Here is a 24,710-nt window from a genome sequence, read left to right as displayed (position 1 = left end):
AGTTTTGTAAAAATAACTAATAAACTAACAACTAAGACTATAAGTCTGTCAATCTTTCCACTTAAGTAAACTTGGTTTATTTTTATTATTGATGCTATCCAAGTTTAATTTCTGCTTCATTTAGTAATATCGCGACATTACTAAATAGGACTGGATCATGGCTACTCTTTACACCTTAGAAAATGACTATCTAAAACTCCAGATTTCAAGTACTGGTGCAGCGATTCATCAGCTGTTATACAAGCCAAAAAATTTCCATATATTACGTCAAGGTAGCTTCAAATCTGCCAACGAATCTGGATTGTTTCCGATGGCTCCTATGGCCAACCGCGTTAAAGGAAATAATTTTGTATACGAGCAACAAGACTTTTGCCTTCCCCATCATAAGTTTGATAATGACTATTTTCTTCATGGCGATGCATGGATAAATGAGTGGCAAACTGAAAAATGGCGGTCGCATACCAATTCTTTAACGTTAACTATGGAATCGAATGTTTATAAATGCTGTTCCTACCAAGCCAACCTTACCTATACTCTCGAAAAGAACCGTCTATTAGTTTCTTTATCGATTACTAACTTAACATACACACCCTTTCCATTTGGTGGTGGTTTTCATCCATTTTTTAATACTATTGAAGGTTCTAAAGTTCAGTTTGACGCAGCAGGAATATGGTTAGAAGGTGATAACTACCTTCCTACTAAATATGTGACTAACATACCTAAACACTACGACTTTACTACTCAAAAAAAAATACCCGATATATGGATAAACAATGGTTATCTTAGTCCAAAAAACTGTAACGTTTCTATTATTCATCCAAATGGTATAAAACTAACAATGACAAGCCCTATGAAATACCTGCAAGTGTATCAACCTAATAATAGAAGTGGTTTTATCTGTATAGAACCTCAGTCTCATTGGGTAGGCGCCCACCACCATGTAAAATGTGACTCATTGGTTCGCCTAGAGGGGGGAGAAACACTGGAGATGCAAATGACGATAATGGTGGACTTAAACGGAAGAGCATAAGTTAATGAAAGCCGAATAGGCAAAAATATTTACTAGACTCATTCTACCTCTTATCCAGTTCATTACCGTGTAATCAATAAGTGTAAGTAATGGCGATTCAGCAGACAAAGCCACCACATGAGTTTCTAACTATTAGTTTAGGGGAAAAAACAACGCTTTTAATTGGTTGCTTATCTCCTTTCATTCTAGCAAGAATAATTGCGCCTGCAGCTTTGCCTATCTCCCGCGCAGAAACCGAGATAGAAGTCAATGAAGGTATAATATCTGATGACTCAGCAACGTCATCAAAGCCAACTACCGCGATATCCTTACCCACTTCTTTGCCAAAATGTTTAATACCTCTCATCACTCCAAACGCAACAATATCTTGATAACCAATGATAGCCGTAATTTCTGGATGTTCAGTAAGTAACTCTTTAGTAACCTTTGCGCCTTCTGTACGACTTGCAGAACAACTGCGAATATATCGTTCGTTGAATACAATACCATGTTCCATTAGCTTGGACATGTAACCGCCAAGTCGATGAGAACGGGTCCTCGATGACTTCAACCCACCAATAAACGCAATGTGTTTATGGCCTTTTGCAATTAAATGTTCAGTTGCCAACTGCAAGCCCATAAAATTATTCGTGCCAACGAAATCAAACTGTTCTTCATCTAAAGGCCTGACTGCTAGTACAATGGGGAAACCACGTCCTTGCACTGTTTTTAGGAAATCAATATCAGTTCCCATTGCTGGACATACCACCACACCACCTGCATTCTGGCTTAGTAGCGAGTCTATAAACTTATTCTGCCTTTCAACACTTTCTTCAGCATTTGCTAAAAAGAGTAACGAATCTTGTTCTTCTAAGTAGTGGCTCAGGCCGGCAATCATATCGGAATAGAAAGGGTTTGTAATATCAGGAGTCACTAACCCAACTAAATTACTCCGTTTGTGGCGTAAATTTGCTGCTGCTTGATTATAAACATAACCTAGGTCTTTAACTGATTCTAAAACACGTTTTCGTGTCATGGTTGATATTCGACCTTTATTGGTTAACACCATAGAGACCGTAGCGGTAGAGACACCGCAATGCTTAGCGACATCGGCAATGGTTGGATTCAAAATATCTTACTCCAAGAAAATGAAATTATAGTTATAACCAATTGCTAATTGGATTAAATTTAGGTTAAACGATTAATCACAATTTAATCTAAATAACAGCGTGATTATGTGACTAACTGCAAAAATGTCTTAAAAAATAAAGAGTAAAAACTGACAAACACAAGGTTAAACTCGTTAACCTACTTGTAGGTTGGTTAATTGATTAGATACACTATTAACGAATATTTAACATATGGTGATCTATGAAATACCTGTCAACTCAACCTAATTATGACAAATTTCCGCACATAGACGTAAAAGGTTTTGAGCAAGAAGCAACTGAAGGCTGGAGGAACATCGTCGGTGTAATTAAGCAACGTATTCTCGAAAAAAATAAGCATGTTCTGGTAATTGACACTTACCACGGAGTTGACCATAACGAACTTCTAAACCAGTTTGTTAATGAACTTTTTCCTTGTGTGATTTTAAATACTGAGGATGCAAAATACTCGGAAAAACACATCTTCGAGATGTTAGAGCGCAATATAACGGATGATCGAGTATTTGGTGTCATTTCTCACCATAAACTAGAAGAGTTTTTTGACGATAAAAAGCTACAAAAATTAAGAGACGAGGTTACTTCAACTAGCAGTGGATTAGTCGTTGTAATTGGTCACGGAGCAAGGCTGGTTTCTGAAGGTGACACTTTTATATACGCTGACATGGCTAGATGGGAAATCCAACAACGCTTTCGTCGAGGAATGTTGGATAACTGGGGGGTACAAAACTACAGCGAAGACGTATTGCGTAAATACAAACGTTCCTTCTTTATTGAATGGAGAGTATTTGATCGTTACAAAACTAAGCATCTTCCAAATGTTGATTTCTTACTAGATAGCAATACAGCATTAAACCCTAAATTAATAAGTGGAGACGCCTTTCATGCAGGGTTAAAACAAGCGACAACACAACCATTCAGACTAGTTCCTTTTTTTGATCCGGGAGTTTGGGGGGGACAATGGATGAAAGAAGTTTTCGATCTTGATCAAGATAAACAGAACTACGCATGGTGTTTTGACTGCGTTCCTGAAGAAAACAGTTTACTTCTCAAGTATGGTGAGGTTGTTGTTGAAGTGCCGTCACAGGATTTGGTACTGACTCAACCAAACGCTTTACTCGGTAACAATGTCCATTCTCGTTTTGGTGCTGAGTTTCCTATTCGATTTGACTTTCTAGATACAATGGAAGGTCAGAACTTAAGCCTACAAATACACCCTCTTACAGAGTACATCCAAAACGAATTTGGTATGCACTACACCCAAGACGAGAGTTATTACATGCTGGATACCACAGATAACGCTAACGTTTATCTGGGCACTAAATCTGACATCGACCCGAATGAAATGATGAATGACCTTCAAGCAGCACAACGTGGCGAAAAATCCTTTGATGACGAACGTTTTATCAATAAGTTCCCCGCTAAGAAACATGACCATTTCCTTATTCCAGCAGGTACGATCCACTGTTCTGGCGCTGGAGCAATGGTTCTTGAAATTAGTGCGACACCTTATATCTTCACATTCAAACTGTGGGACTGGGATCGTTTAGGGCTCGATGGGTTACCAAGGCCAGTTCATCTCGATCACGGAAAAGAAACTATCCAATGGGATAGAAATACGAAATGGTGCCAAGAGAACTTAGTTAACGTTATAACACCTATTGCCGAAGGAGACGGTTGGAGAGAAGAAAGAACCGGACTTCATGAGAGAGAATTTATTGAAACTAGACGACATTGGTTTAGTAAACCAGTACTGCATAATACGGAAGGGACCGTAAATGTTCTGAATTTAATAGAAGGAAAAGAAGCCATTATTTTAAGTCCTGACAATAAATTTGAACCGTTTATTGTTCATTATGCCGAGACTTTTATTATTCCAGCCGAAGTAAATGACTATATTATCCAACCATACGGTCTAAGCGAAGGTGAAGAAATTGCCACTATTAAAGCATTTGTACGAGGATAATTATGATCCACTTTATCGTAGCGAGCCACGGACCATTAGCTACTGCACTTATCAGTAGTGCAGAGATGGTCTATGGCGAAATAAGTAATACTACTGCCGTTTCCCTTACCGAAAAGGGGGGGGTGGAGCAATTTAAACAAGATTTCCATAAAGAAATCACATCTATAGCATCTAATGTCGATGGCATTATCGTGCTGTGCGATTTGGAATGTGGTACTCCATATAACGTCGCTTGCACTTATGCATTTGACCCAAATTTTAGCCCTAATGTTGAAATAGTTACAGGAATAAATTTTCCCACACTACTAATGACTGCAGATTTCATTGAAGAGAAAAATTCATCGGTAGTAGCAACCACTCTTCAACAAGAAGCGCTTAATACTATTGTCGTCGCAGAACTCATAGAACAGGTTGACGAAAACGATTTTTAAGGAGAAATATTATGACAATATCATTTGTTCGTATCGACGACCGTGTGATTCATGGACAATTAATGACACGTTGGGCAAAAGAACTACCTTGCGACGGAATCATCGCTATCGATGACGCTGTAGCAGCGGATCCTCTACTCTCTCAAGTAATGAAAGGGGCTGTAACTGATGTCAAGGTTTGGCTATTTGATACCGCAACAGCAATCAGCAAGTTACCCAAAGTCATCGCGAGTGAAAAGAAGTACTTTGTGATTGCCAAATCACCTGTAACGCTTCGCAAAATTAGTGAGGCTGGCATCAACCTCAGTAACCTAAACCAAAAAATTAACGTAGGACCGATGAGTGCGCGAGAAGGAACGACAACCATCGGCGGCAATCAGTGTGTAAACCAAGAAGAAATATCTGCATTTAACTACTTGTCTGATGATGGCCACCATATCGACTTTAGGCTCGTGCCTGATGCTAAATCCTATACCTGGCAAGAGGCACGGAAAAAAATCAAATAACACAATCTGCATCTTGAGCGGTGATATCCACTCAAAATTCAGTTTAATACGTACATTAAAGGATTAAATTATGTTTATAGAAGCAGTATGTATCGGGATACTTTGCTATCTCGGCGCCCTTTCCACACCTTGGTTACTTGGAGTAACCGGTGGTTGGTATACTATTACTAGACCCTTAGTCTCGGGGATGCTTATAGGTATCATCCTAGGTGATATTCAAACTGGTATTATGATAGGCGTTGCCGTTCAGGCCGTCTATATAGCCATGGTTACTCCTGGTGGCTCGATGCCTGCGGATCTAAATTTTGTAGCCTATCCTGCAGTCGCATTAGGTGTAATGTCTGGCCAGGGAGTAGAAGTGGCTGTCGCTATAGCGGCAACCATCGGTATTGCTGGCACCATCATTTTCAATTTTATGATGGTCATTAACTCTTACTGGAATCACAAAGCCGACTTAGCCATAGAAGTTGGCGATGAGAAAAGTGTGTACATGAATTCTGCCATCTATCCTCAAGTCACCAATTTTTTAATGCGTTTTATCCCAACGTTTATTGCTGTGTACTTCGGCAACCAATATATCGAAGACTTTATGTCAAGTTTGCCTGAAATAGTTATTCGCACAATGACTATTCTCGGTGGGATTTTACCTGCGGTTGGTATCGCTATCCTATTGAAGCAAATAATAAAAGAGTCTACTTTGATTATCTACTTTCTTGTAGGGTTTGTTGGCATCGTATTCCTTAAACTCAATATGGTGGGCTTAGTAATGATTGGTTCGCTACTCGCGCTGCTTCATTATAACTACAAACCCGAACCCCAAACCGCAAATTCTGCGCCAATTCAGAAAACCGATGATGAGGATGAATTTTAATGACTAAACAAACCAAAATCACACTCGATAAAAAAGATCTCACTAAATGTTGGCGTGCTTGGATGATGTATAATCTGTCGTCTATGAGTTTCGAACGTCTAGAATCATTCGGCTTCTGTTTAAGCATGATGCCAGCACTGAGAAAACTCTACCCAGACGCAGAGAATCGTACGGAGGCGATGAAGCGTCATGCTTCTTTCTACAATACTGAGCCTCAACTAGGCTCAATTATCAATGGCATGACCATAGGTATGGAAGAAAAAAAAGCGAATGGGGAGCCTATTGACGGTGAAACAATCAATACGTTAAAAGTTGGTTTAATGGGACCGGTAGCAGGTATTGGCGACTCAATGGTGCCGGGTATGCTGGTGCCAATTTTGCTTAGTATCGGTATGGCGCTAGCATCTGGTGGCAGCATATTGGGCCCTATTTTCTATATTATAGCATTCAATACAATCGCAATTTTTGGTTCATACCAGTTGTTTATGAAAGGCTATAAAATGGGAGCAGGCTCAGTCGAAATGCTCGTCAGTCATCGCTCTACAAAAATACGTGAAGCGTTGTCACTACTTGGTGTGTTTGTTATGGGAGGCGTAGCTGCGAGTTACGTGAACTTGGATGTGGCGCTCGAATTCATTACTAAAGATGGTGTAAATATCAATGTACAGACAATGTTAGATGGTATTTTCCCTAAACTTTTACCTCTCATGATCGTTTTAGGTACTTGGTATTCCATGGCTAAAAAAGGGTTAAGTCCAGTGAAAGCAATGTTCTCTCTTGTGGCCATCTCTTTTGTCGGAGTCGCAGTCGGTCTTTTCTAAAATGCATACATACGCACTATTTTAATTACCGTTCAAATAGTGATGGATAAATTTCATCTATGCTATGCCACCAGCCGCAGTAACAATTTACAATTATTACTGCGGCTGCTCGTTAGATTAACGTATGTCAATCTTACCTGTCAGGCTATTAATCATGATTACTTGCTGAAGCTCTTCCCTATTTAGTTGAAACTTGATTGAAGTATCAGAAATTTGTAAACCATTTATGAACAGGCTTTCATTATTAGTTAAGTTGTGGAGCACTGCAATGGATAGTTGTTGCTCTTTTGAACGTACAATAGTATATGCTAAGTCTGTTGTAGCAGGGTTATCCGGAGCATACCCCTTTAAGATTGTTGCTTTAGCTTTACTAGTAGTCAGTATTTGTTGATGAAAATCAGTTTGACTTTCAATTGTGTATGCCACTAAATCGACTTTATTGAGGTTGTATTGATGGCAATTTGTCATACGTTCTAAAGGACCAGACATGGGATTATCGCATCGAGTGTTTGAATTAAGATGTTTATGTTGCCCACGTACATGCCAAATGAGGTCTAATTGCTGTTTATTTGGATTGACGATTGTATTAAATTCAATAGCCGCATCGCCTAACCATAGTATCTGTCTTCTAAAGCGAACCCCACGATAAACAAGTTCATCCCAGTCTACAATGGTATGACTATCAACTTGCGGTAGGTCACCACACCAGTCAGTTTCAACATCTAACCACGTGTAAGTATCCGTTTTAACGTAGCAATTAACTGTAGGGTTTGCTGGTGGCTGATTTTTTTCTGCTACAGCAAGAGTATTATGAGTCAAGGTGTTTTTGTAGTAGCCATAATGTAACTCTGCTCCGTATCCTGTTGTTCCAAGATCAGGCAAAATCTCTTTACCATTGCGACAAAGAATCAATCCTAACCGGTCATAGTGGTCATGCTCTCCACCATAAGGGGAATGCTTGACCAACATCATATTGTCTTGCTTAGCTTGATACATGATGGTTATACCAGATTCTTTCGCATGAATGGAATGGCAGGTTAGTTTGTCGGTATCAGGGATCTTATCTACTCCGTAAAGTAGAGCTTCAATGTTATTTCTCGGTTCATTTTGATAAATTTCATTCAGTACAGAAGCAAAGAGCGGAGTTTTGAACTCACGATAAGCAAACTCGAAAAGATGGCTATGGGTTAATTTTTCTTGTCCTGCAATACAGTCGTTAAGCCTTGGAAAATCACCAGTGTTAATTAGCAACTGGAGAGGAAATTCTAACATCGTGAGAAAATTAGGCTCATTTTTCAAAGAATGTATGCTTTTACATGCAAGCTTTTCAAAGCTAAGAAGCGCTTGAAGTGCATAGTAATGATAATGAATCGAACCTTCAAACCAAAGCCCTTCACCTTTAACACCATGCTCCAACTGATATTTTAAACCGTAGGGCGTGTTGACGGCGAAGTTGATAAAATCTTGGTCATCAAGAATAAGGCCAATGACCCCTATAGTTGCAGATATTTTCATTTCATGATTATGCAGTTGATTACTTCTATGTTGCATTAAGAACTTTGCCCCTTCTCTTAAAAGTCTTTGTTCAATAAAGGCTTGTTCTTTTTCATTTAATTGATCTTTAATAAAATCGTAACCACGTGCAAAGTCGATATTACAGTTCGCTTCGCATAATGTTTGAGCGTTTGCTTTACCTGGACCATTGTATGGAATACCTCCGTGAACTTCATAGTCTGGATAGTATTTCGCATATTCAAGTAAGATATCTTTAACCTTATCAACATACTGCTTATCTTGGGTTATCTGCCATAATAGACCAAGGTCGTTACATGCTTTAGCGTTTAAACCATTCAGCCATCGCCACCATGCTCCATCATACGGTTCACCCGTGAGTATTTCTCCATCAACAGGACAAACGTGCTGAGTAGGTTTGTTTCTATTCCAAGTCAAGCGCACGCCATGGGTTGGACAAAAATAGTAGAGATTCCAAGTTGCTCGAGCATCAGGTGGTACTAGTGTTTCTGACTTCAGTACAATTTCATTATCTTGAATAATGCGAGAAATTAGTTCGATGTTCGCTTTGTTACGAATTGCTGTCATTTCTTGGGAGGTAAACTGCAACATAATAAACCTTAATGTAAATTTTTTTTGTTAGAAATTGAAATAGCTTTTGGCGTTGTAATAACAAATATTCTCGATGGTTTGTTTAAGTAAAGCTTCATCGTTTTGTAATTCACCTTCTTCAACCCACTTACCAATTAGATTACATAAAATCCTACGAAAGTATTCATGTCTGGACATCGATAATACACTTCTCGAGTCAGTTAACATTCCAACAAACCGTCCTAATACACCTAAATTAGCTAAATCTGTTAACTGATTCTCCATGCCAGATTTATTGTCGTTAAACCACCATGCTGATCCCAACTGAATTTTTCCAGCTTGTGCATCACTGTCTTGAAAAGCACCTATAACTGTGCCAAGAATGGCGTTATCGTTAGGGTTGAGGTTATATAAGATAGTTTGTGGTAATGAGTTAGTATTATCGAGTAAGCTAAGTAAAGCGCTGAGATTTTTGGCGATAGGTTGATCGTTGATAATACTAAAACCAGTACCACCACCTAGCGTATAGAAGCGACGTTGATTGACGTTAGGCAGAACGCCTATGTGAATCTGCATAGACCAACCATGGCGGTGATATGCTTTCCCTAGGACTTCAAATACGGCGGTTTTAAACTGTGCAACTTGGTAAACAGTGAGCTCTCGCCCTGCTAACAACGCACACATTATCTGATCTAACTCTTGAATAGAAAACGGTGCAAACTCAATGGTCGGCATTCCAATGTCAGAAAGGCGACAATGATATTTAGAGAAATACTTGACACGTTTCGCTATAGCCCTTGAATAACTGGAAAAGTCAGTCACTTTAATACCAGTGGATAAATGGAGACCATGAAGAGTGTGAAGAAATTCAGTTTGATTGTTAATGTCGAGTAGCCTATCAGCGCGAAAGGTGGGTAATACCTGAACTTCAAATTCCTCTTGCTGAAGTTTTTGATGGTAATAGAGTTCATCTAATGGATCATCAGTTGTACATAAAGTTTGGACTCCGCTTTTAATCAACAACGACCGAAAGTCATGTTCATTTGCATCAAACGCTTGCTGGCAGTGGGCCCAAATTTTTTCACAGTTCTCGGGGTTAATTATCAAATCTAGGTTAAAGTATCTTTTTAACTCTAGATGACACCAATGATATATCGGATTACCAATAAGATAAGGAATGGTTTCACAAAATTTTTGAAATTTCTCGTAGCTAGTCGCAGTACCAGTTACAAAATGCTCATCTATACCATTGCTGCGCAAAGCTCTCCATAGATAGTGATCACAGCTTAACCATGCCTCACCAATTGAATCATATTTATAATTCTGGTATATATCTTTTGCAGCAAGGTGATTGTGATAGTCGATAATTGGTAAAGTTGCTGCGTAGGTGTGATACAAATATTTTGCAGTATCACTCTGAAGTAAAAAGTCGTCATTAATGAAATTGGACATAAAGTAATCCGTTAAATTAAATAAAGCCAGAGTTAGTTTTTCTCTCTGGCTTCTAAATAATTATTTGTTGTTTAAGTTCTTATTACTTGAGTTTGCTTAGCACTTTTTAGTAATAAGCCCCCCACAGTAAGGATAACAACCCCACAGAATACGAATGCCATACGTCCCCAGAATGGATTAGGGATTAATAACATTGCGAATACAAGTGCACCAAAGACAACTATTAATTTGCCTAACATATTACGTTGTTGACGGTCCATTTCATCTTGACCTTCCTCTTCAACTACAGGAGTTTCAACATCATTCCAGAAATGCTTAAGTTCATTGTTTCTCTCGCCAACAGGCTCTTTATAGAACTTAGTTGTAAAGCAGAAGAAACCACCCGTGATTACAAGGTGTCCCATTATCCCAAGTAGAACTTTAAGGTCTTTCGCTTCACGAGCAGTAAAGCCAGATTCTAAATTAAGAATATTAGCAATAACGTCTGCAGTGAATACAAAGCTTACTAAGTATGAAACGACCATGCCTACAACCAACGTTGACCATGCTGCCCAATCTGGAGTTTTCTTTATAAACATACCAAAGAATAGCGGTACTAAGATCGGCATTTGTAGAAGTGTACTTACATACATCATCGCATCAAACAAACTTAAACCACGTAGAGAGTTTATAAATAGAGCAACCACGATGATTAAGGCACCAAAGACTAGTGTAACCAGTTGGCTCACACGCATTAGTTTCTTTTCATTGGCATTTTTGTCAATAATTGGCGAGTAGAAATTACGGACAAATACACCCGCATTTCGGTTTAGGCCCGAATCCATTGATGACATTGTTGCGGCGAAAACAGCAGACATCAATAAACCCACCATACCAACAGGCATTGCATTTTCAACGAATACAAGATAAACAGCATCGGCTGCTTTACCACCTAGTTCAGCAACGTGTACAGATGCTGCTTCAGGGTAGATTACAGCAGTTACCCATGGTGGAAGAAACCAAATAGCAGGACCAAGTAGCATTAATACAAATGCTAAAAGAGCCGCTTTACGAGCATTGATAGAGTCTTTAGCTGTAAGAAAACGATAGGAGTCCTGCATGTTGTTAATGTTCTGTAACTGCTTAACAAACATGAAGATAAACCAAGCGACAAACAATAGAGGGTAGTTCATGTCTGAACCCATAATATTTTCCGCTGGAAATTGTTCAATAAGGTTTGATGGACCTCCTATTTTTATGAGTGCCGCAACTGCACATACTACGGTTACTGCCATGATCACAACCATTTGTACAAAGTCTGATGCAACAACCCCCCATGCTCCACCAAGTGCCGATATAAATAGCACAATAAGTCCTGTTACAACGATAGTTGTTTCTATATCTATTTTAAATACCGCACTAACAAACAGAGCTAAGCCATTCAGCCATATACCTGTATAAACCACACTAGTTGGCATTGTCGCCCAAGTAAAAACCTGCTCATTAGTTGCACCAAAGCGACGGCGTACACCTTCAATCGGTGTTACTACGCGCATTTGGCGGAAACGGTATGAGAAGAACAACCATGAAAGTAAGAAACCAAATGCGTTGGCCATAAATACGACCATGATTGGAAAACCATCAGTAAATGCTTTGCCTGCTGCACCTGTAAATGTCCATGCACTAAACTGCGTCATAAATGCGGTTGAACCAACCATCCACCACAACATTTTTCCGCCCCCACGAAAATAGTCACTAGTAGAATTACCTGCAAATCGTTTAAAGATGATGCCTATTGCTACCATGAAGATAAAGTAGACACCAACAACGAGCATGTCGATATTCATTTTAAAACCTCTTTTTTGTTTTTAAATAAAATAAACTTAATTTTTTTTGAAACTGCATTTCATTATTGTATTTATTTAATGTGCGATAAAGATAAAAATCATCTATTTGTGATCTTGATAATAAAAAACTAGAGTATGAGGAAAACTAAATAAGTGAGGTCAAGCGAAGTTTTTTGTTCAAAAAATGCTGCTACCTAAGTAGTAGCAGCAAAAAATTATTCGATAATGTTAGCGACATTACGAACAAGGTCAGCAAGTTCGTCCCACCGCTCTTCATCAATCAGATTATCAGGTACCATCCACGTTCCCCCACAAGCAAAAACACTTGGTATAGACAGGTAGTCGTTAACGTTACTCGGCTTAATCCCACCGGTTGGCATAAATTTCACTGAATATACAGAGCATAAAGCCTTTAGCATATTGACTCCTCCAGAAGGCTCTGCAGGAAAGAATTTCAGCGTATTTAACCCCAGTTCCATTGCTTGCTCAATTAGGCTTGGGTTATTTACCCCAGGTACGATCGTAATTTGCTGTTCTTGACAATATTTTACAATATTTGGGTTTAACCCTGGGCTAACAACAAAATCTACGCCTGCAGCAATCGATTGATCAACTTGTTGCTTCGTCAACACGGTACCAGAACCAATCAGCATCTCTGGGTGAGCTTTACGCATCGCTCGGATGGCTTCGGCGGCCTGTTTGGTTCTAAAGGTAACCTCAGCACACGGAAGGCCATTTTCAATCAAAACCGTGGCTAGTCTCGCTGCTTTAGAGGCATCTTTAATAGCAATCACTGGAACAATTTTTACTTGAGCTAAACGTTGTTCTAATTTTTCCATCTCATATCCTTCAAATAATTGGCATAAATTCTTTATTAATAACTGCACCTGAATGTTGGATAACTGTCCCAGCAACCAGATGACCAGCCTTTGCGGATTCCACTATATTGCCACCCAATAATTTCTTTGCTAAATACCCAGCACTAAAAGAGTCACCAGCGGCTGTAGTATCTATTACGTTTTCGATATGGTTTGCTGGCACTTCAAACATTTCATTATCACTAACAATAATGCAAGCTTCTTCACCACGTTTAATCACTATTTCAGAAACACCTAGATTCAAGGTTCGTTCGATAGATTGCTGCTCAGTAACATCACCCCAAAGTTCTTTTTCATCATCAAAGGTAAGGAAAGCGATAGTAGTTAATGCTAGGACTTGGCGATAAGCCGCTTGAGCGGTGTCTATCTTTTCCCAAAGAGCTGGGCGGTAGTTGTTATCAAATGCTATTTTTGAGCCTAGCTCTTGGCATGCAGTGAGAACAACAATTAACTTATCAAGGCAATCCTTCGGTAAAATAGCAAGACTGATTCCACTTAAATAGATCCAGTGATTAGCAGAAAGTATATCAATGAGTTGCTTTATAGAGTAATGACGTAACCAGAATTTCGCAGCTGAATCATTACGCCAGTAAAAAAAACTACGTTCACCATTTTTTTCTGTTTCAATAGCATAAATTCCAGGGTTTTTTTCTTCATCGATATGAATATGTTCAGTACTTATATTTTCTTGTTGCCAAGTTTTAATCATCGTTCGGCTGAACGGATCTTTGCCTAGCCCAGTAAAGTACTGAGTTTGAACGTTATGCTGGAAAGTTAAACGAGCAATATAAGTAGCAGTATTTAGCGTATCACCGCCAAAGCCATGGTCGAGCTTGCCATTGGATGCACGTAGCTCTACCATGCATTCGCCAATGATTGCTATTTTAATCTGATTAGTCATCGGTATAATCCGTAAGGTATAACTAATGAAAGCCAGTAAAAACAGGCTTTCATTAGAAAATAGTTAGTCTAGAAACGATCGAACATATGCTTCTATTTCTGCATCTTGGCAGTTATCAAAGAAGCACCGCTGAAAACGAACACTCGAAATCACTGTTTTTACTAAACTTTGGTCAATACTACGCAGCGAGTCAACTACCTTGTCTTTTGCTACTGCAACTTTAACTTGATTAAGAATTGCAGAGTTTATGCGTTGTGACCTTGATTACCGGCAACACTATCAATCTCTTTTACAACCATTGCATTTTTTGTAGCTTGACTGTTTTCCATGATTAGTGCAATTTTCATTGTTTGTCCATTTATTCTTGTTTATCAATTAGTAAACAATTAACCTCAAATAAAGTCTTTACGCATTGGTGTGAAGTTATCAATAAGGATACCAGCTTCTAAGCAAACACATCCATGTTCGATATTCGGCTCTTTATACATGGTATCGCCAGCAGTAACGATCTGGGTTTTTTCACCGATAGTAAATTCAAACTTTCCGGAGAGTACATAAGTCAATTGTTCATGTGGGTGACTGTGCATAGCTCCCACCGCACCGGATTCAAAATGAACCTCTACTGCCATCATGTTGTTACTATGAGCAAGAACTTTACGAGAAACACCGTCACCAAGATTTTCTAAAGTGATAGAATTATTGTTTACGAACATATCTTTTACCTTATTTCCTAAGATTAAATCCGGTTATAAATAGTTACTGATTAATTCACGCGTAATTTCAATCAAAAAGTCTATAAGTTAATGTCATGCATTGATGTACGAACATTAACTATATAATGATGATTTTCTCAGACAGAAAATAGCTGAGAAAAACAGAAATATGTACGCTAATTGCAGATAATAATCATAACTAATTCAAAGCTAGACAGCCTAAAAATTAGACTATAACGTGAATATTTAATATATAAATTAGCGAGCTAGCCAGCCACCATCTACAGCAATAGTGTAGCCATTGATATAATCTGAGGCAGTTGAGGCTAAGAATATACAAGGGCCTGCTACATCAATTGGTGTCCCCCATCGGTTCGCAGGAATACGTTCTAAAATTGCTTGGTTTCGTGCGGCATCTGCACGTAGTGCTTGAGTATTATTGGTTGCCATATACCCAGGAGCGATAGCATTTACGTTAATCCCATGGCTTGCCCATTCATTTGCCATTGCCCGGGTGATACCCATAACAGCACTCTTTGATGCAGTATACGATGGGACACGAATTCCACCTTGATAAGAAAGCATCGATGCAATGTTAATAATCTTGCCCCCATTACCTTGTTCGATAAATTGTTTAGCAACAGCTTGAGACATAAAGAAAACAGTTTTTGAGTTGATATTCATTACATCGTCCCAGTTTTGTTCTGAGAATTCGATAGCATCTTCACGACGAATAATTCCAGCGTTGTTTACCAATATATCGACTTTGCCAAATTCCGATAATGTTCTATCTAAAATGGTTGGAATATCTTCTTGCTTAAGTAGATTAGCTCGTAGATCAAGGAAGGTATGGCCCGCTTCCGACATTTTTTTAATAGTTTCTGTTGGTTCTATATAATTTACGCCTACAACTTTGCAGCCAGCTTCAGCTAAACCCAGTGCCATACCTTGACCTAAACCAGTATCGCAACCAGTAACAATTGCTACTTTTCCTTTTAGATTGAATGACTCCAACATAATGTTCTTATCCTTTATTTATCTGAGTATATGGAATTAGCCTGTTTATTTAACACTACAATATCCATTTATGAACTAACTGTAAATAAAAAAACGAAACATCATTTCATAAAAAATAAATTCATGATTTATTTTGTGACTTGGGTCTATAATTGGAAACGTTTTTTGCGAATGCCTCCTAACCCGATAAGTGCATTATTAGGTCGAGATGCTCTAAGGAAGAAGTAGGTCGATATCTGGCTCTGGTGTGGCAAGCTCTCTAATACCCTGAACTAGGTAATAATAGAAACAAGTCCAGGCGATGAGTGTATGTAAATCAGCTTTAATAAAATGAGTTCACCAAATAAAAAATGAACGTGATGGCCATGCGCCGAACCTCTCTCTCCTGTTACTCCCGATCAAATTGAAATCTGTGAGTTGAAAAAAAGAAGCTCGCTTTTCGTTCTGTGATCTAATAAAGAAGAAACTCTTTTTGCTAAAAATAAGGGTTTCTTAACTTGATGTTACCTTTCTTGCATCGTTATCCATATGTCATGGGTGACAACTAAACTCTATTTTACTACTCATTTGAATATAAAGAATAACCTTCGCGATTTAAGATTATCGAACAAACTCTTCAACTTCACACACCATCTTCCAGTTTTCTGGCAATACATTTTTATCGCCTTTTACTTTCACTGTTAGGCTATGTTCGATTTGACTGGATGAACGCCCAATCATTAATTCGAACTCACCTCCTTCAACCACTCGGCGGTGTCGGCTATCCGTAAAGTTGAGCATGTCAACAGGCAAACGAAATATTACCGATTTCGTTTGTCCAGCTTTTATCGATACTTTGCAGAATCCTTTAAGCTCCTTAACAGGGCGAACAACCGAACAAATTTTGTCACGCACGTAAAGTTGCACTACTTCTGCGCCGTCTCGGCTACCACTGTTGACAACATCAACACTTACTTCAATCATGTCGTCAAACGTGACGCTATCAGAATGAATCGATACATTTGAGTAATCAAACTGTGTATAGCTCAAGCCATAGCCAAAGTTGTATGCAGACCCAAAATGATAAGCAATCGGTGTACCTGCACTTTTCAGTTTATGGTTATAAAAATATGGAACAGATCCAACGTTTTTAGGTATAGACAAAGTTAAACGCCCACTTGGGTTCACTTTACCCGTTAATACATCACAGATAGCATTTGCCCCTTCTTGACCTGGAGCCCAACCATAGACGATTGCGGCAGCTTCATCTTCTGCACGTCCTAATTGATATGGCCGACCTCCAGTAACAAGCACCACAACTGGCTTTCCGATATCGAGCAATTTATCAATGAGCTGTTGTTGTACTCCTGGCAGAGTTAAGGAATCAGTATCCGAACCTTCACCTACTGTTCCTGTTTGGAACAACCCAGCAAGATCTCCGACACATGCAACGACAACATCACTGTCTTTTGCCACATTAACCGCCTCTGCAATATAGGAGGCGTCTTGGCTAATTGGTGATTTCATCGCTTGATGAATAGCAAGGTCAACATCACCAGGGAAGACAGGCGTATTCGCATGACGTTCAGTCAATATGTCACAACCTTTATGGTAATTAACTAATTCGAACTGCTGCTGAAATGCACTTAACAAGGTTTCAGATACTTGTTCGTTGCTATCAGAATCACTCAAAATAAGATGTACTGGAAAACTATAACCACCAAGTAACGCCAACTGATCATCCGCTGTCGGTCCCACAAGACCAAGTATTGTTTTAGTCGTGAGTGGAAGTGTGCCATCGTTTTTAAGTAGTACAATTGATTCACTAGCAATTTGATAAGCTAACTCACGGCTAACTTCAGTATGCAAAGGCGTTGTAGGTACGTTACAATATGGGTTTTCGAACAGTCCCAACTCAAACTTAACACTTAAGATCCTAGTAACGATTTCATCAATTTTCTCTATTGATATAAAGCCTTTATCAATCGCATTTATGAGATATTCAGCGCAGGCATCATCAGGAAGCTCAATATCTAAACCAGCGTTGAATGCAAGAGCAGCCGCTTGCGTTCTGTTTTCAGCTATAGCATGGTGCGATGCGAGTAATTCGACACCACCATAATCTGCAACCACTAGTCCATCGAAGCCCCATTTGTCTCGTAATATCTGTGTTAATAAATGATAAGAAGCATGACAAGGCTCGCCATCAATATCATGGTAGGCAGGCATTACCGAACCAGCATTGGCAAGTTTGACGGCCATTTCAAATGGCAACATGAATGTATTGTTGAGCTCTTTAAAACCTAGATTAACAGGTGCATGATTACGAGCACCTTCACTAGCAGAGTGGCCAACATAATGTTTAAGTGTTGCGAACACATCTCGGTTTGGTCCTTGTAGACCAGTAACATAGTGGCTTGCCATTATACCTGCATGATAAGGGTCTTCTCCTAGAGTTTCTTCTGTTCTTCCCCAACGGACATCACGAGACACGTCAAGAACTGGAGCTAAACCATGTCTCGCACCTACCATTTTCACTTGCCTGCCAATATCGGCTGCCGCTGCTTCGATTAATGCGGGGTTCCATGTATGACCATAATTAAGTGATGATGGGTATAACGTAGCACCTTGCACCATTAACCCAACTAAGCATTCTTCGTGAGGTATAGCTGGAATACCTAAACGCGTCTCCTCAACCAAATACTGTTGAAACTTATTAAGCGCTTTAACGCCTGCTTGGGCATCAACAGAATGCGTACCAAGAGCTCGCGTAATTTGGCCTAAACCATGTTTAAGTTTGTCATTCAAACTTCGCGTATCTTCATCAACGACCATCTCAAGGCCGCGTTCTTTGTGATCACCATTTTCATCAAGCAGCAACCATTGTGCGCCAAGCTGCGCAATCTTTTCTTCCAGCGTCATACGAGCCAATAAGTCTTCCACACGCTGAGCCACTGAGTATTCCGATTTTTTGTAAACCACCATTATTCACCTCTAAATGACGTATCACGTTACTATCTCGGAAATTCACAAACAATACGTTAAAATAGAACCCACTTACGAAATCCAACACGATACTTGCCAAATTAATAACAGGAGAAAAAAATCAGGTAAGACGATTGTTATTTTTCCTGAATGTTATCGGAGTGATGCCAAATTGCTTAATGAATACTTGGGATAAGTAAGATTGGCTTGGGTAACCCACCTGCTTGGCAATAACTTCCAATTTTTCAGATGTCGAAGACAATAATTGCTTTGCTTTTTCTAAGCGAAGTTTTGTAACGTAATGATGCGCAGTAACACCGTGCGTAATCAAAAATCGCGTATCCAAGGTTTTCCGAGATACTCTACAATGGTCCGTCACCTGTTTTATTTTAATATTAAGGTGATAATGATTGCGAATGTAACCTTCTGCATTGATCACTATCTGGTCGGCATCATTTTGCGGAATAGTTGTACGGCCTTGAATTAATTTATACGAAGTAAATTTAGTGTGATGTGGTTTTTTGAAGCGCAGCATTTTTTGTAAAGTTTCAACGCATAGTTTACCTAACTCAACAGGATTAAGTTCAACCGAACTTAGTGGCATCGGCGACAACATTCGTTCTGTACCATCATAGTCAGTACCAATGATTGACACTTCTTCGGGCACGTTAACATCTAGTGTGTGACATAGGTTTGCAAGACGACGAGCTGAACGATCAGATGAACAATAAACGCCTATTGGAAACGCTTTGTTGTGTATAGCTTTCTCTACATCATCAACAACCCTCAACCCTCCAGCTTGTGCGGTTTGTTTAAACGACACGTGTCGTTCTTGACTCCAAAGAAAAACACAATCTTGTTGATTAGCAAAATAACCTACGTTTTTAATACCTGTCGATTCAAGCCCTTTTAGCGCAGTTATTGCTAACCCTTTATTGTCCAAAATCACCGAAGACAAACGAGATGGAGTAACCTCTATTTGATGATTACTGTACACCACTACTCTCGCTGATAGTAAATCGACGATGTTATTAATCTGTGGCTTATCATAATCCGCAATAACGTAGTCCCACTCACGAGACAAGATATATTCAAGGTTAGACGAACACTCTAGATGAATCTCAACTTTAATACTCGACTCGTCTACTTTAGCCTTGATGCCTTTCAATATTTCACGGTCGTAGTAGATCATACTATCTAACAGCAACAACAACGTCTTCACTCTTTTCCTCCAATAACGCTCTAGGAAATATGACTCCCTTTAGATAGCAAAAATGTCTCACAATTAAATGGGCATTAAAAGTTTATTAGGAGCAACAAACTCCGAGGGCTAGATAACCTACATCAGCGAAAGTCCATCCGGCTGACGAATCACCAATTGCAATACGTAACTTAATCGCAAACAAGTTACTAGAAAACCGTTTGGAAAACGAAATTAAGGTCAACATCGATGCGAGCCTCGGTGGCTTGAACGTTTATGTTCGTATTGGTCGCCCTTTCCTTCTATTGACGTTAAAGATCTTTTCCACTGTCACATTTGTGGAATCGATACTATAACGTTGTCGTTAAAGCTCACCGCAACATAATTGAAAACAATGTACTGTCCAAACAGATCGCTCAGCACTATGCAGGTTGGAAGGAGTACTTAGGGAAAAGAGCCTTGCTAACGAAATAAGCTTCGAGCAAAAACCTTCACTTTGAGTCTACGCATTATAATATCTATTTTACTGATCACTCCGGTCTAGTTCGTAGAGCTAACACAATTTTCCTTCAACACGACAGATTGCTTAACTGTTACATTTACTTGCTGTAAATCTCGATCTTTAGATGATGAACCGATCATGAATTCGAAGTCCCCTGCTTCGACTACTTTTTGCAAGCGAGCATTAATAAGCGCCAATTCATCAAACGGTACAATAATTCTCACCTTTTTCCGTTCCCCTGCAGCAACTTTAACCCGAGCGAAGCCACACAATTTTTTAACGGGTGTCGTGACAGAGGAATACACATCACGAACGTAAACTTGAGTAATTTCAACACCGTCAACACTTGATATATTTTCTATTTCAAACGAAATATTAACGTCTTGTCCCGGGTTCAGTAAATTTTGTTCAATTAAAATATTATGGTAACTGAAACGACTATAAGACATCCCTTCGCCAAAACTAAATAAAGGTTCAAGAGGCATATCTATATAACGCTCTTCTCCATTGGTTTGATGGCTATTATGTGCATGCCAACCCTGAAACTTGTTGTAATAAACTGGAATTTGGCCAACATGAACAGGAAAAGAAATAGTCAATTTACCCGATGGGTTAAGTGCACCAAATAGTGCTTCAGAAAATGCTTGCCCACCTTTCGGGCCTAAATTAAAACCACATAATATTGCATTGGCGTGTTCTTTAACCCATGGAATAGTTAACGGTTTTGAAGCCAATAAACAGACCACAAACGGCTTACTATGACGTTTAATGACCTCTAACATCGCTTGTTGTTTTCCAGTCAAGTCAAGGTTAGCTCTATCGTGGAACTCACCGTTTTGAGACAAGGTATCACCGACGCAGGCCACCACTAAATCAGCAGAAAGTAAGGCGGTGTTAATTGCTCCAATTTCATCGAATGAAGCATCAACACAATCGGCACCTTTGATAAATTCAAGCTCGAATCCTTGTTGGTTTGCTTCATGCGTTAATGCATCCAATAATGTAACCGTTTGCTCTCGATGAAACGTATCATTTGTCATGCTTGCTTGTATCGAGCCAAATGACCAGTCACCTAATTGAGCGATAACATCGTCTGCATTGGGTCCAACCAACAATATCTTTTTCAACGAGAATGGCTTAACAGGTAATATCCCATCATTTTTCAGCAACACTAACCCTTTACGACTGGCCTCCAAAGAGACATCATGGTGTTCTTTAATACCCATAATTTCGCTACGTTTCGGTGCATAGTTTGCCATCGAATCAAACAAACCTAGTTCGAACTTCTTAGTAAGAATTCTTTTAACAGCCGCATCTAAAGTGGCGACAGCTACCCGACCTTCTTGTACTAACTCTATCGTTAAAAAGTAGAACTCAGGTGTTGACATTATCATATCGTTACCCGCTATTAATGATTGGTAACATGCTTCTTTTTCATTTTCACACACCGTTTGTTTAGTATGAAGTGAACGTACATTTTCCCAATCCGTCACAATAAAGCCGTCGAGTTTCCAATCTATTTTTGCTACATCGGTCAACAACCACTCATCTATCGAACACGGAACACCATCGTTGCTATGATAGCCTGTCATTAATGAAGCAACATTAGCTTCTTTAACTGCTTTTTCAAACGGTGGTAAAAACGTAGATAACAACTGACGCCTAGACACGTTGGCTTCATATGAATCTCGACCACCTATGGTTTCTCCATAGGCTACATAGTGCTTAGCACAAGCAAGAATAGAGTCCGGAGAGCTGACATCATCACTTTGGTAACCTTTAATTGTGGCTGCTGCCATCTCTCCGATTAACCATGCATCTTCTCCGTACGTTTCATCAATTCTTCCCCAACGAGCATCTCGCGCAACGCACAGCACAGGCGAAAATGTCCAATGCAGCCCTGAGGCGCGCGTTTCTTTAGCTGTAATCCGCGCCATTTTATACATAAGCTCTAAATCCCAGCTTGAAGAAGCCGCAAGCTGGCTAGGAAAAACAGTTGAGTCATTATCAAAGCAATGGCCGTGAATAGCATCGATACCAAACATCAGAGGAATACCAAGGCGCGAATTAACTGCCCGAGCTTGAAGTTCTGAATTTATAGATCCAGTGCAATGCAGATAACTACCCACATGCCACTCTTCTAGCTTATCTGTATTCCCCTCTACATTGGCTGGTAATTGAAGAAGTTGGCCGACTTTTTCTTCTATGGTCATTAAACTAAGCAGGTTATCAACACGTGTCGATATCGAATATTGCTTACTTTTATAGATCGGATGCACGTAAAAACTCCATGGATAGACTATGTAAAATACAAACTAAACCTACTTTGAACAGTATCTAATTTTAATAAGATACAATCATTTATTTAATTTATTATTCCTTTATGTTTTTTAATCAATTTCTGTATTTGTGAAAGCAATCATAATATTTTCCGTTAAAAACGTGCTTACCGAATGTAAGAAATAAAACCTATACTTAATCAACATTTATTTTATAAATAGTAGTAGAAAAGGTTTATCTGCATTAACATGGCCGATTCGTTATCACTACCCACCCAATGTGTTACCGATAATATAGGGGTCGTTGCAAATAATCAGATAAGGCAGATCTACCCTGTGATGGCTCAATGATTACTGGTAAACAACCTCAACATTGAAGAGACGATTCATGAAGGCGGATCTCTCCCGCACAATGGTTTTACGTTCATCATGGCGCAACCAACAATCAAATTGACCTTTGTTCAACATCCGTAATGATTCGAATCCCTGGATAGTTGACCAAGCTCGCTTTCGTATTTTAAACCCACCGGTGGCTACAACGAGTTTCTTTATTGGGGCGTGATCAGACTCGATACCATTATTGAGGCACTTAACTTGCCGCTGCTCGACATCCGCTCGCAGTCGTCCCTCCTTCTTTAAGCGGGCAATCGCATTGGCGTATGAGGAATGTTTGTCGGTGTTTAACGTTTTAGGTTGATTGTCTATGTCGTAATATCTCAGGCAACGCCTAAGAAACTGATAAGCTGCTTCTTTATTACGCTTGTGAGAGAAATAGAAATCCAGCGTCTCGCCTTGTTTATTTATAGCACGGTAAAGATAGTGCCATTTCCCCTTCACTTTGACGTAGGTGTCATCAAGCTGCCACGAAGAGTCTGTCCGGATGAATTGATGGCGACGTAGCTTCTTACGTAATACTGGAGCATATTCAATAAACCAACGATAAATGGTCGAACGATTAACCGAAATCCCCCGCTCTGCCAGCATGTCGCTGAGGTTCGCGTAGCTCATTGGTGTCGAACCATACCAACGAAGGCACCAAAGGATGATTTCAGGAGCAAAGTGTTTCCATTTGAATTCTGGGTTGGTCATTGAGTCGCTAGATTAGAGAGGGAAAAGAAGGGATTCTGAGCCTTGGTTAAATTTTTTGCAACAGACCCGTCTCAAAGTGGTCTCAATTTGGTCTCAATAATTTTGGAGGCCAGATCCCAGCTAACATTAGCGCGTATCAGAAACGCAAAAATCCACAATAAAGTGGTTATTTTTCAAAAGGTTGGGATTGATAAAGCAGAGGGGGAAACTTGGAGCGTGCAGCGGGAATCGAACCCGCATCATCAGCTTGGAAGGATGTAACCCACCCAATTTTAAATCCCTAATTACTCTTAACTTACTAAAAAATAAGAAGTTTAAATATATAAATTTATTGATCTATATACCATTTAACAACATTTAATACAGATATGGTTATTTATTAATGTATATTAATTATACATTAATTTTCATTTAGTGGAAGATGAAATGGCCAAATTACTGTCCAGACGCATAACAAATTCTTGTGAACTTAGAGTCCATACTCATGCAAAATCCGCCTTCGAATTTTATCATTCGCAAACATTTCTCTTTCAACTCGATGAGTTTGATGCACAGATTGTTGCCGAAATGGACCAACTCACCACCTTGCACGTGACCCGTTTTAAAGATGAATTATTACTATTTAGTGGCTTTGAATTTTGCACATTTGATATGTCCACAACCGATTTAGCTAACTACTTAGTTATCGAACATGATGAACTTTCTGATAGTGATATCGAGCGCGCTTCATGGAATTCAGTGATGAAGTCCGTGCTCTCATCAGTTGATTCACTTCAATTGGAAACACTACGTCGAGCAATAAATGAAGACATGCCCGAGTACCTCCGGCGAAATTACTTTGACGCCAAAAAATTATCGCAGACCAAAATAGCCAACCATACGCACTCCTCTCGACCCAGGTTAGCCAAGCAGTACAAAAAAGAAAAAAATAAAACGAGACAGCCTACCAGTACGAGTACTGACACAGCCTTTTTTGATGAACTCATCCTCAAGCATGATAAAAACAGGTAGTGTC

Annotated in this window: 20 protein-coding genes; 7 read left to right on the top strand and 13 right to left on the bottom strand. The window is 39.4% G+C overall.

Translation table 11 applies throughout. The annotated features are described in order from the left end of the window. Positions 1 to 157 precede the first annotated feature (157 nt). Positions 158 to 1,030, top strand: coding sequence for an aldose 1-epimerase (locus R3X26_RS17025; RefSeq protein WP_317718528.1), 873 nt, complete (start codon positions 158 to 160; stop codon positions 1,028 to 1,030). 97 nt (positions 1,031 to 1,127) lie between these two features. Here R3X26_RS17025 and R3X26_RS17020 read toward each other — a convergent pair whose 3' ends face one another. Beyond that, complete coding sequence (locus R3X26_RS17020; protein WP_317718527.1) at positions 1,128 to 2,138, bottom strand: LacI family DNA-binding transcriptional regulator; 1,011 nt, start codon at positions 2,136 to 2,138, stop codon at positions 1,128 to 1,130. A gap of 242 nt (positions 2,139 to 2,380) precedes the next feature. On the opposite strand from R3X26_RS17020, the gene R3X26_RS17015 reads away from it, so the two are divergent. From R3X26_RS17015 to R3X26_RS16995, 5 genes are all read left to right on the top strand, one after another. Further along, entirely contained in the window at positions 2,381 to 4,141 is a 1,761-nt protein-coding gene (locus R3X26_RS17015) for a class I mannose-6-phosphate isomerase (RefSeq protein WP_317718526.1), read from the top strand. 2 nt (positions 4,142 to 4,143) lie between these two features. Next, on the top strand, positions 4,144 to 4,572 hold the full coding sequence (locus R3X26_RS17010; protein ID WP_317718525.1) for a PTS fructose transporter subunit IIA: 429 nt from the start codon (positions 4,144 to 4,146) through the stop codon (positions 4,570 to 4,572). An 11-nt stretch (positions 4,573 to 4,583) separates the two neighbouring features. Next, positions 4,584 to 5,078, top strand: coding sequence for a PTS sugar transporter subunit IIB (locus tag R3X26_RS17005; RefSeq protein WP_317718524.1), 495 nt, complete (start codon positions 4,584 to 4,586; stop codon positions 5,076 to 5,078). 70 nt (positions 5,079 to 5,148) lie between these two features. Continuing rightward, positions 5,149 to 5,949: a PTS sugar transporter subunit IIC gene (locus R3X26_RS17000; RefSeq protein ID WP_317718523.1), complete on the top strand. Its 801-nt coding sequence runs from the start codon at positions 5,149 to 5,151 to the stop codon at positions 5,947 to 5,949. After that, complete coding sequence (locus tag R3X26_RS16995; protein ID WP_317718522.1) at positions 5,949 to 6,770, top strand: PTS system mannose/fructose/sorbose family transporter subunit IID; 822 nt, start codon at positions 5,949 to 5,951, stop codon at positions 6,768 to 6,770. The genes R3X26_RS17000 and R3X26_RS16995 overlap by 1 nt, the downstream gene beginning before the upstream one ends. Before the next feature lie 117 nt (positions 6,771 to 6,887). Here the strand turns inward: R3X26_RS16995 and R3X26_RS16990 are convergent, their stop codons facing one another. From R3X26_RS16990 to R3X26_RS16935, 12 genes are all read right to left on the bottom strand, one after another. Continuing rightward, complete coding sequence (locus tag R3X26_RS16990; RefSeq protein ID WP_317718521.1) at positions 6,888 to 8,894, bottom strand: heparinase II/III family protein; 2,007 nt, start codon at positions 8,892 to 8,894, stop codon at positions 6,888 to 6,890. Positions 8,895 to 8,921: 27 nt separating this feature from the next. Continuing rightward, positions 8,922 to 10,325, bottom strand: coding sequence for a glucuronate isomerase (uxaC, locus tag R3X26_RS16985; RefSeq protein ID WP_317718520.1), 1,404 nt, complete (start codon positions 10,323 to 10,325; stop codon positions 8,922 to 8,924). 71 nt (positions 10,326 to 10,396) lie between these two features. After that, positions 10,397 to 12,151: a sodium:solute symporter family protein gene (locus tag R3X26_RS16980; RefSeq protein ID WP_317718519.1), complete on the bottom strand. Its 1,755-nt coding sequence runs from the start codon at positions 12,149 to 12,151 to the stop codon at positions 10,397 to 10,399. A 215-nt stretch (positions 12,152 to 12,366) separates the two neighbouring features. Then, positions 12,367 to 12,990: a bifunctional 4-hydroxy-2-oxoglutarate aldolase/2-dehydro-3-deoxy-phosphogluconate aldolase gene (locus R3X26_RS16975; RefSeq protein WP_317718518.1), complete on the bottom strand. Its 624-nt coding sequence runs from the start codon at positions 12,988 to 12,990 to the stop codon at positions 12,367 to 12,369. Positions 12,991 to 13,000: 10 nt separating this feature from the next. Further along, positions 13,001 to 13,930, bottom strand: coding sequence for a sugar kinase (locus R3X26_RS16970; protein ID WP_317718517.1), 930 nt, complete (start codon positions 13,928 to 13,930; stop codon positions 13,001 to 13,003). 63 nt (positions 13,931 to 13,993) lie between these two features. Next, on the bottom strand, positions 13,994 to 14,083 hold the full coding sequence (locus R3X26_RS19100; protein WP_411572432.1) for a hypothetical protein: 90 nt from the start codon (positions 14,081 to 14,083) through the stop codon (positions 13,994 to 13,996). A 239-nt stretch (positions 14,084 to 14,322) separates the two neighbouring features. Then, a complete protein-coding gene (locus R3X26_RS16960; RefSeq protein WP_317718516.1) occupies positions 14,323 to 14,643 on the bottom strand; it encodes a cupin domain-containing protein in 321 nt (106 codons plus the stop codon). Positions 14,644 to 14,901: 258 nt separating this feature from the next. Further along, positions 14,902 to 15,663, bottom strand: coding sequence for a 2-dehydro-3-deoxy-D-gluconate 5-dehydrogenase KduD (gene kduD, locus R3X26_RS16955; RefSeq protein WP_317718529.1), 762 nt, complete (start codon positions 15,661 to 15,663; stop codon positions 14,902 to 14,904). A 597-nt stretch (positions 15,664 to 16,260) separates the two neighbouring features. Further along, positions 16,261 to 18,594: a glycoside hydrolase family 3 N-terminal domain-containing protein gene (locus tag R3X26_RS16950; RefSeq protein WP_317718515.1), complete on the bottom strand. Its 2,334-nt coding sequence runs from the start codon at positions 18,592 to 18,594 to the stop codon at positions 16,261 to 16,263. Between the two features lie 151 nt (positions 18,595 to 18,745). Continuing rightward, a complete protein-coding gene (locus R3X26_RS16945; protein WP_317718514.1) occupies positions 18,746 to 19,846 on the bottom strand; it encodes a substrate-binding domain-containing protein in 1,101 nt (366 codons plus the stop codon). Positions 19,847 to 20,365: 519 nt separating this feature from the next. After that, on the bottom strand, positions 20,366 to 22,606 hold the full coding sequence (locus tag R3X26_RS16940; RefSeq protein WP_317718513.1) for a glycoside hydrolase family 3 N-terminal domain-containing protein: 2,241 nt from the start codon (positions 22,604 to 22,606) through the stop codon (positions 20,366 to 20,368). A 351-nt stretch (positions 22,607 to 22,957) separates the two neighbouring features. After that, positions 22,958 to 23,695 (bottom strand): IS6 family transposase, encoded by a 738-nt coding sequence (locus tag R3X26_RS16935; protein ID WP_317718512.1) that lies wholly within the window; start codon positions 23,693 to 23,695, stop codon positions 22,958 to 22,960. A 426-nt stretch (positions 23,696 to 24,121) separates the two neighbouring features. Here R3X26_RS16935 and R3X26_RS16930 point away from each other — a divergent pair, with 426 nt between their 5' ends. Continuing rightward, positions 24,122 to 24,706, top strand: coding sequence for a hypothetical protein (locus R3X26_RS16930; RefSeq protein ID WP_317718511.1), 585 nt, complete (start codon positions 24,122 to 24,124; stop codon positions 24,704 to 24,706). Positions 24,707 to 24,710 lie beyond the last annotated feature (4 nt).

Source organism: Vibrio sp. TH_r3 (assembly GCF_033101115.1).
Classification (GTDB): domain Bacteria; phylum Pseudomonadota; class Gammaproteobacteria; order Enterobacterales; family Vibrionaceae; genus Vibrio.
This window is presented reverse-complemented; position numbering and strand designations above follow the sequence as displayed.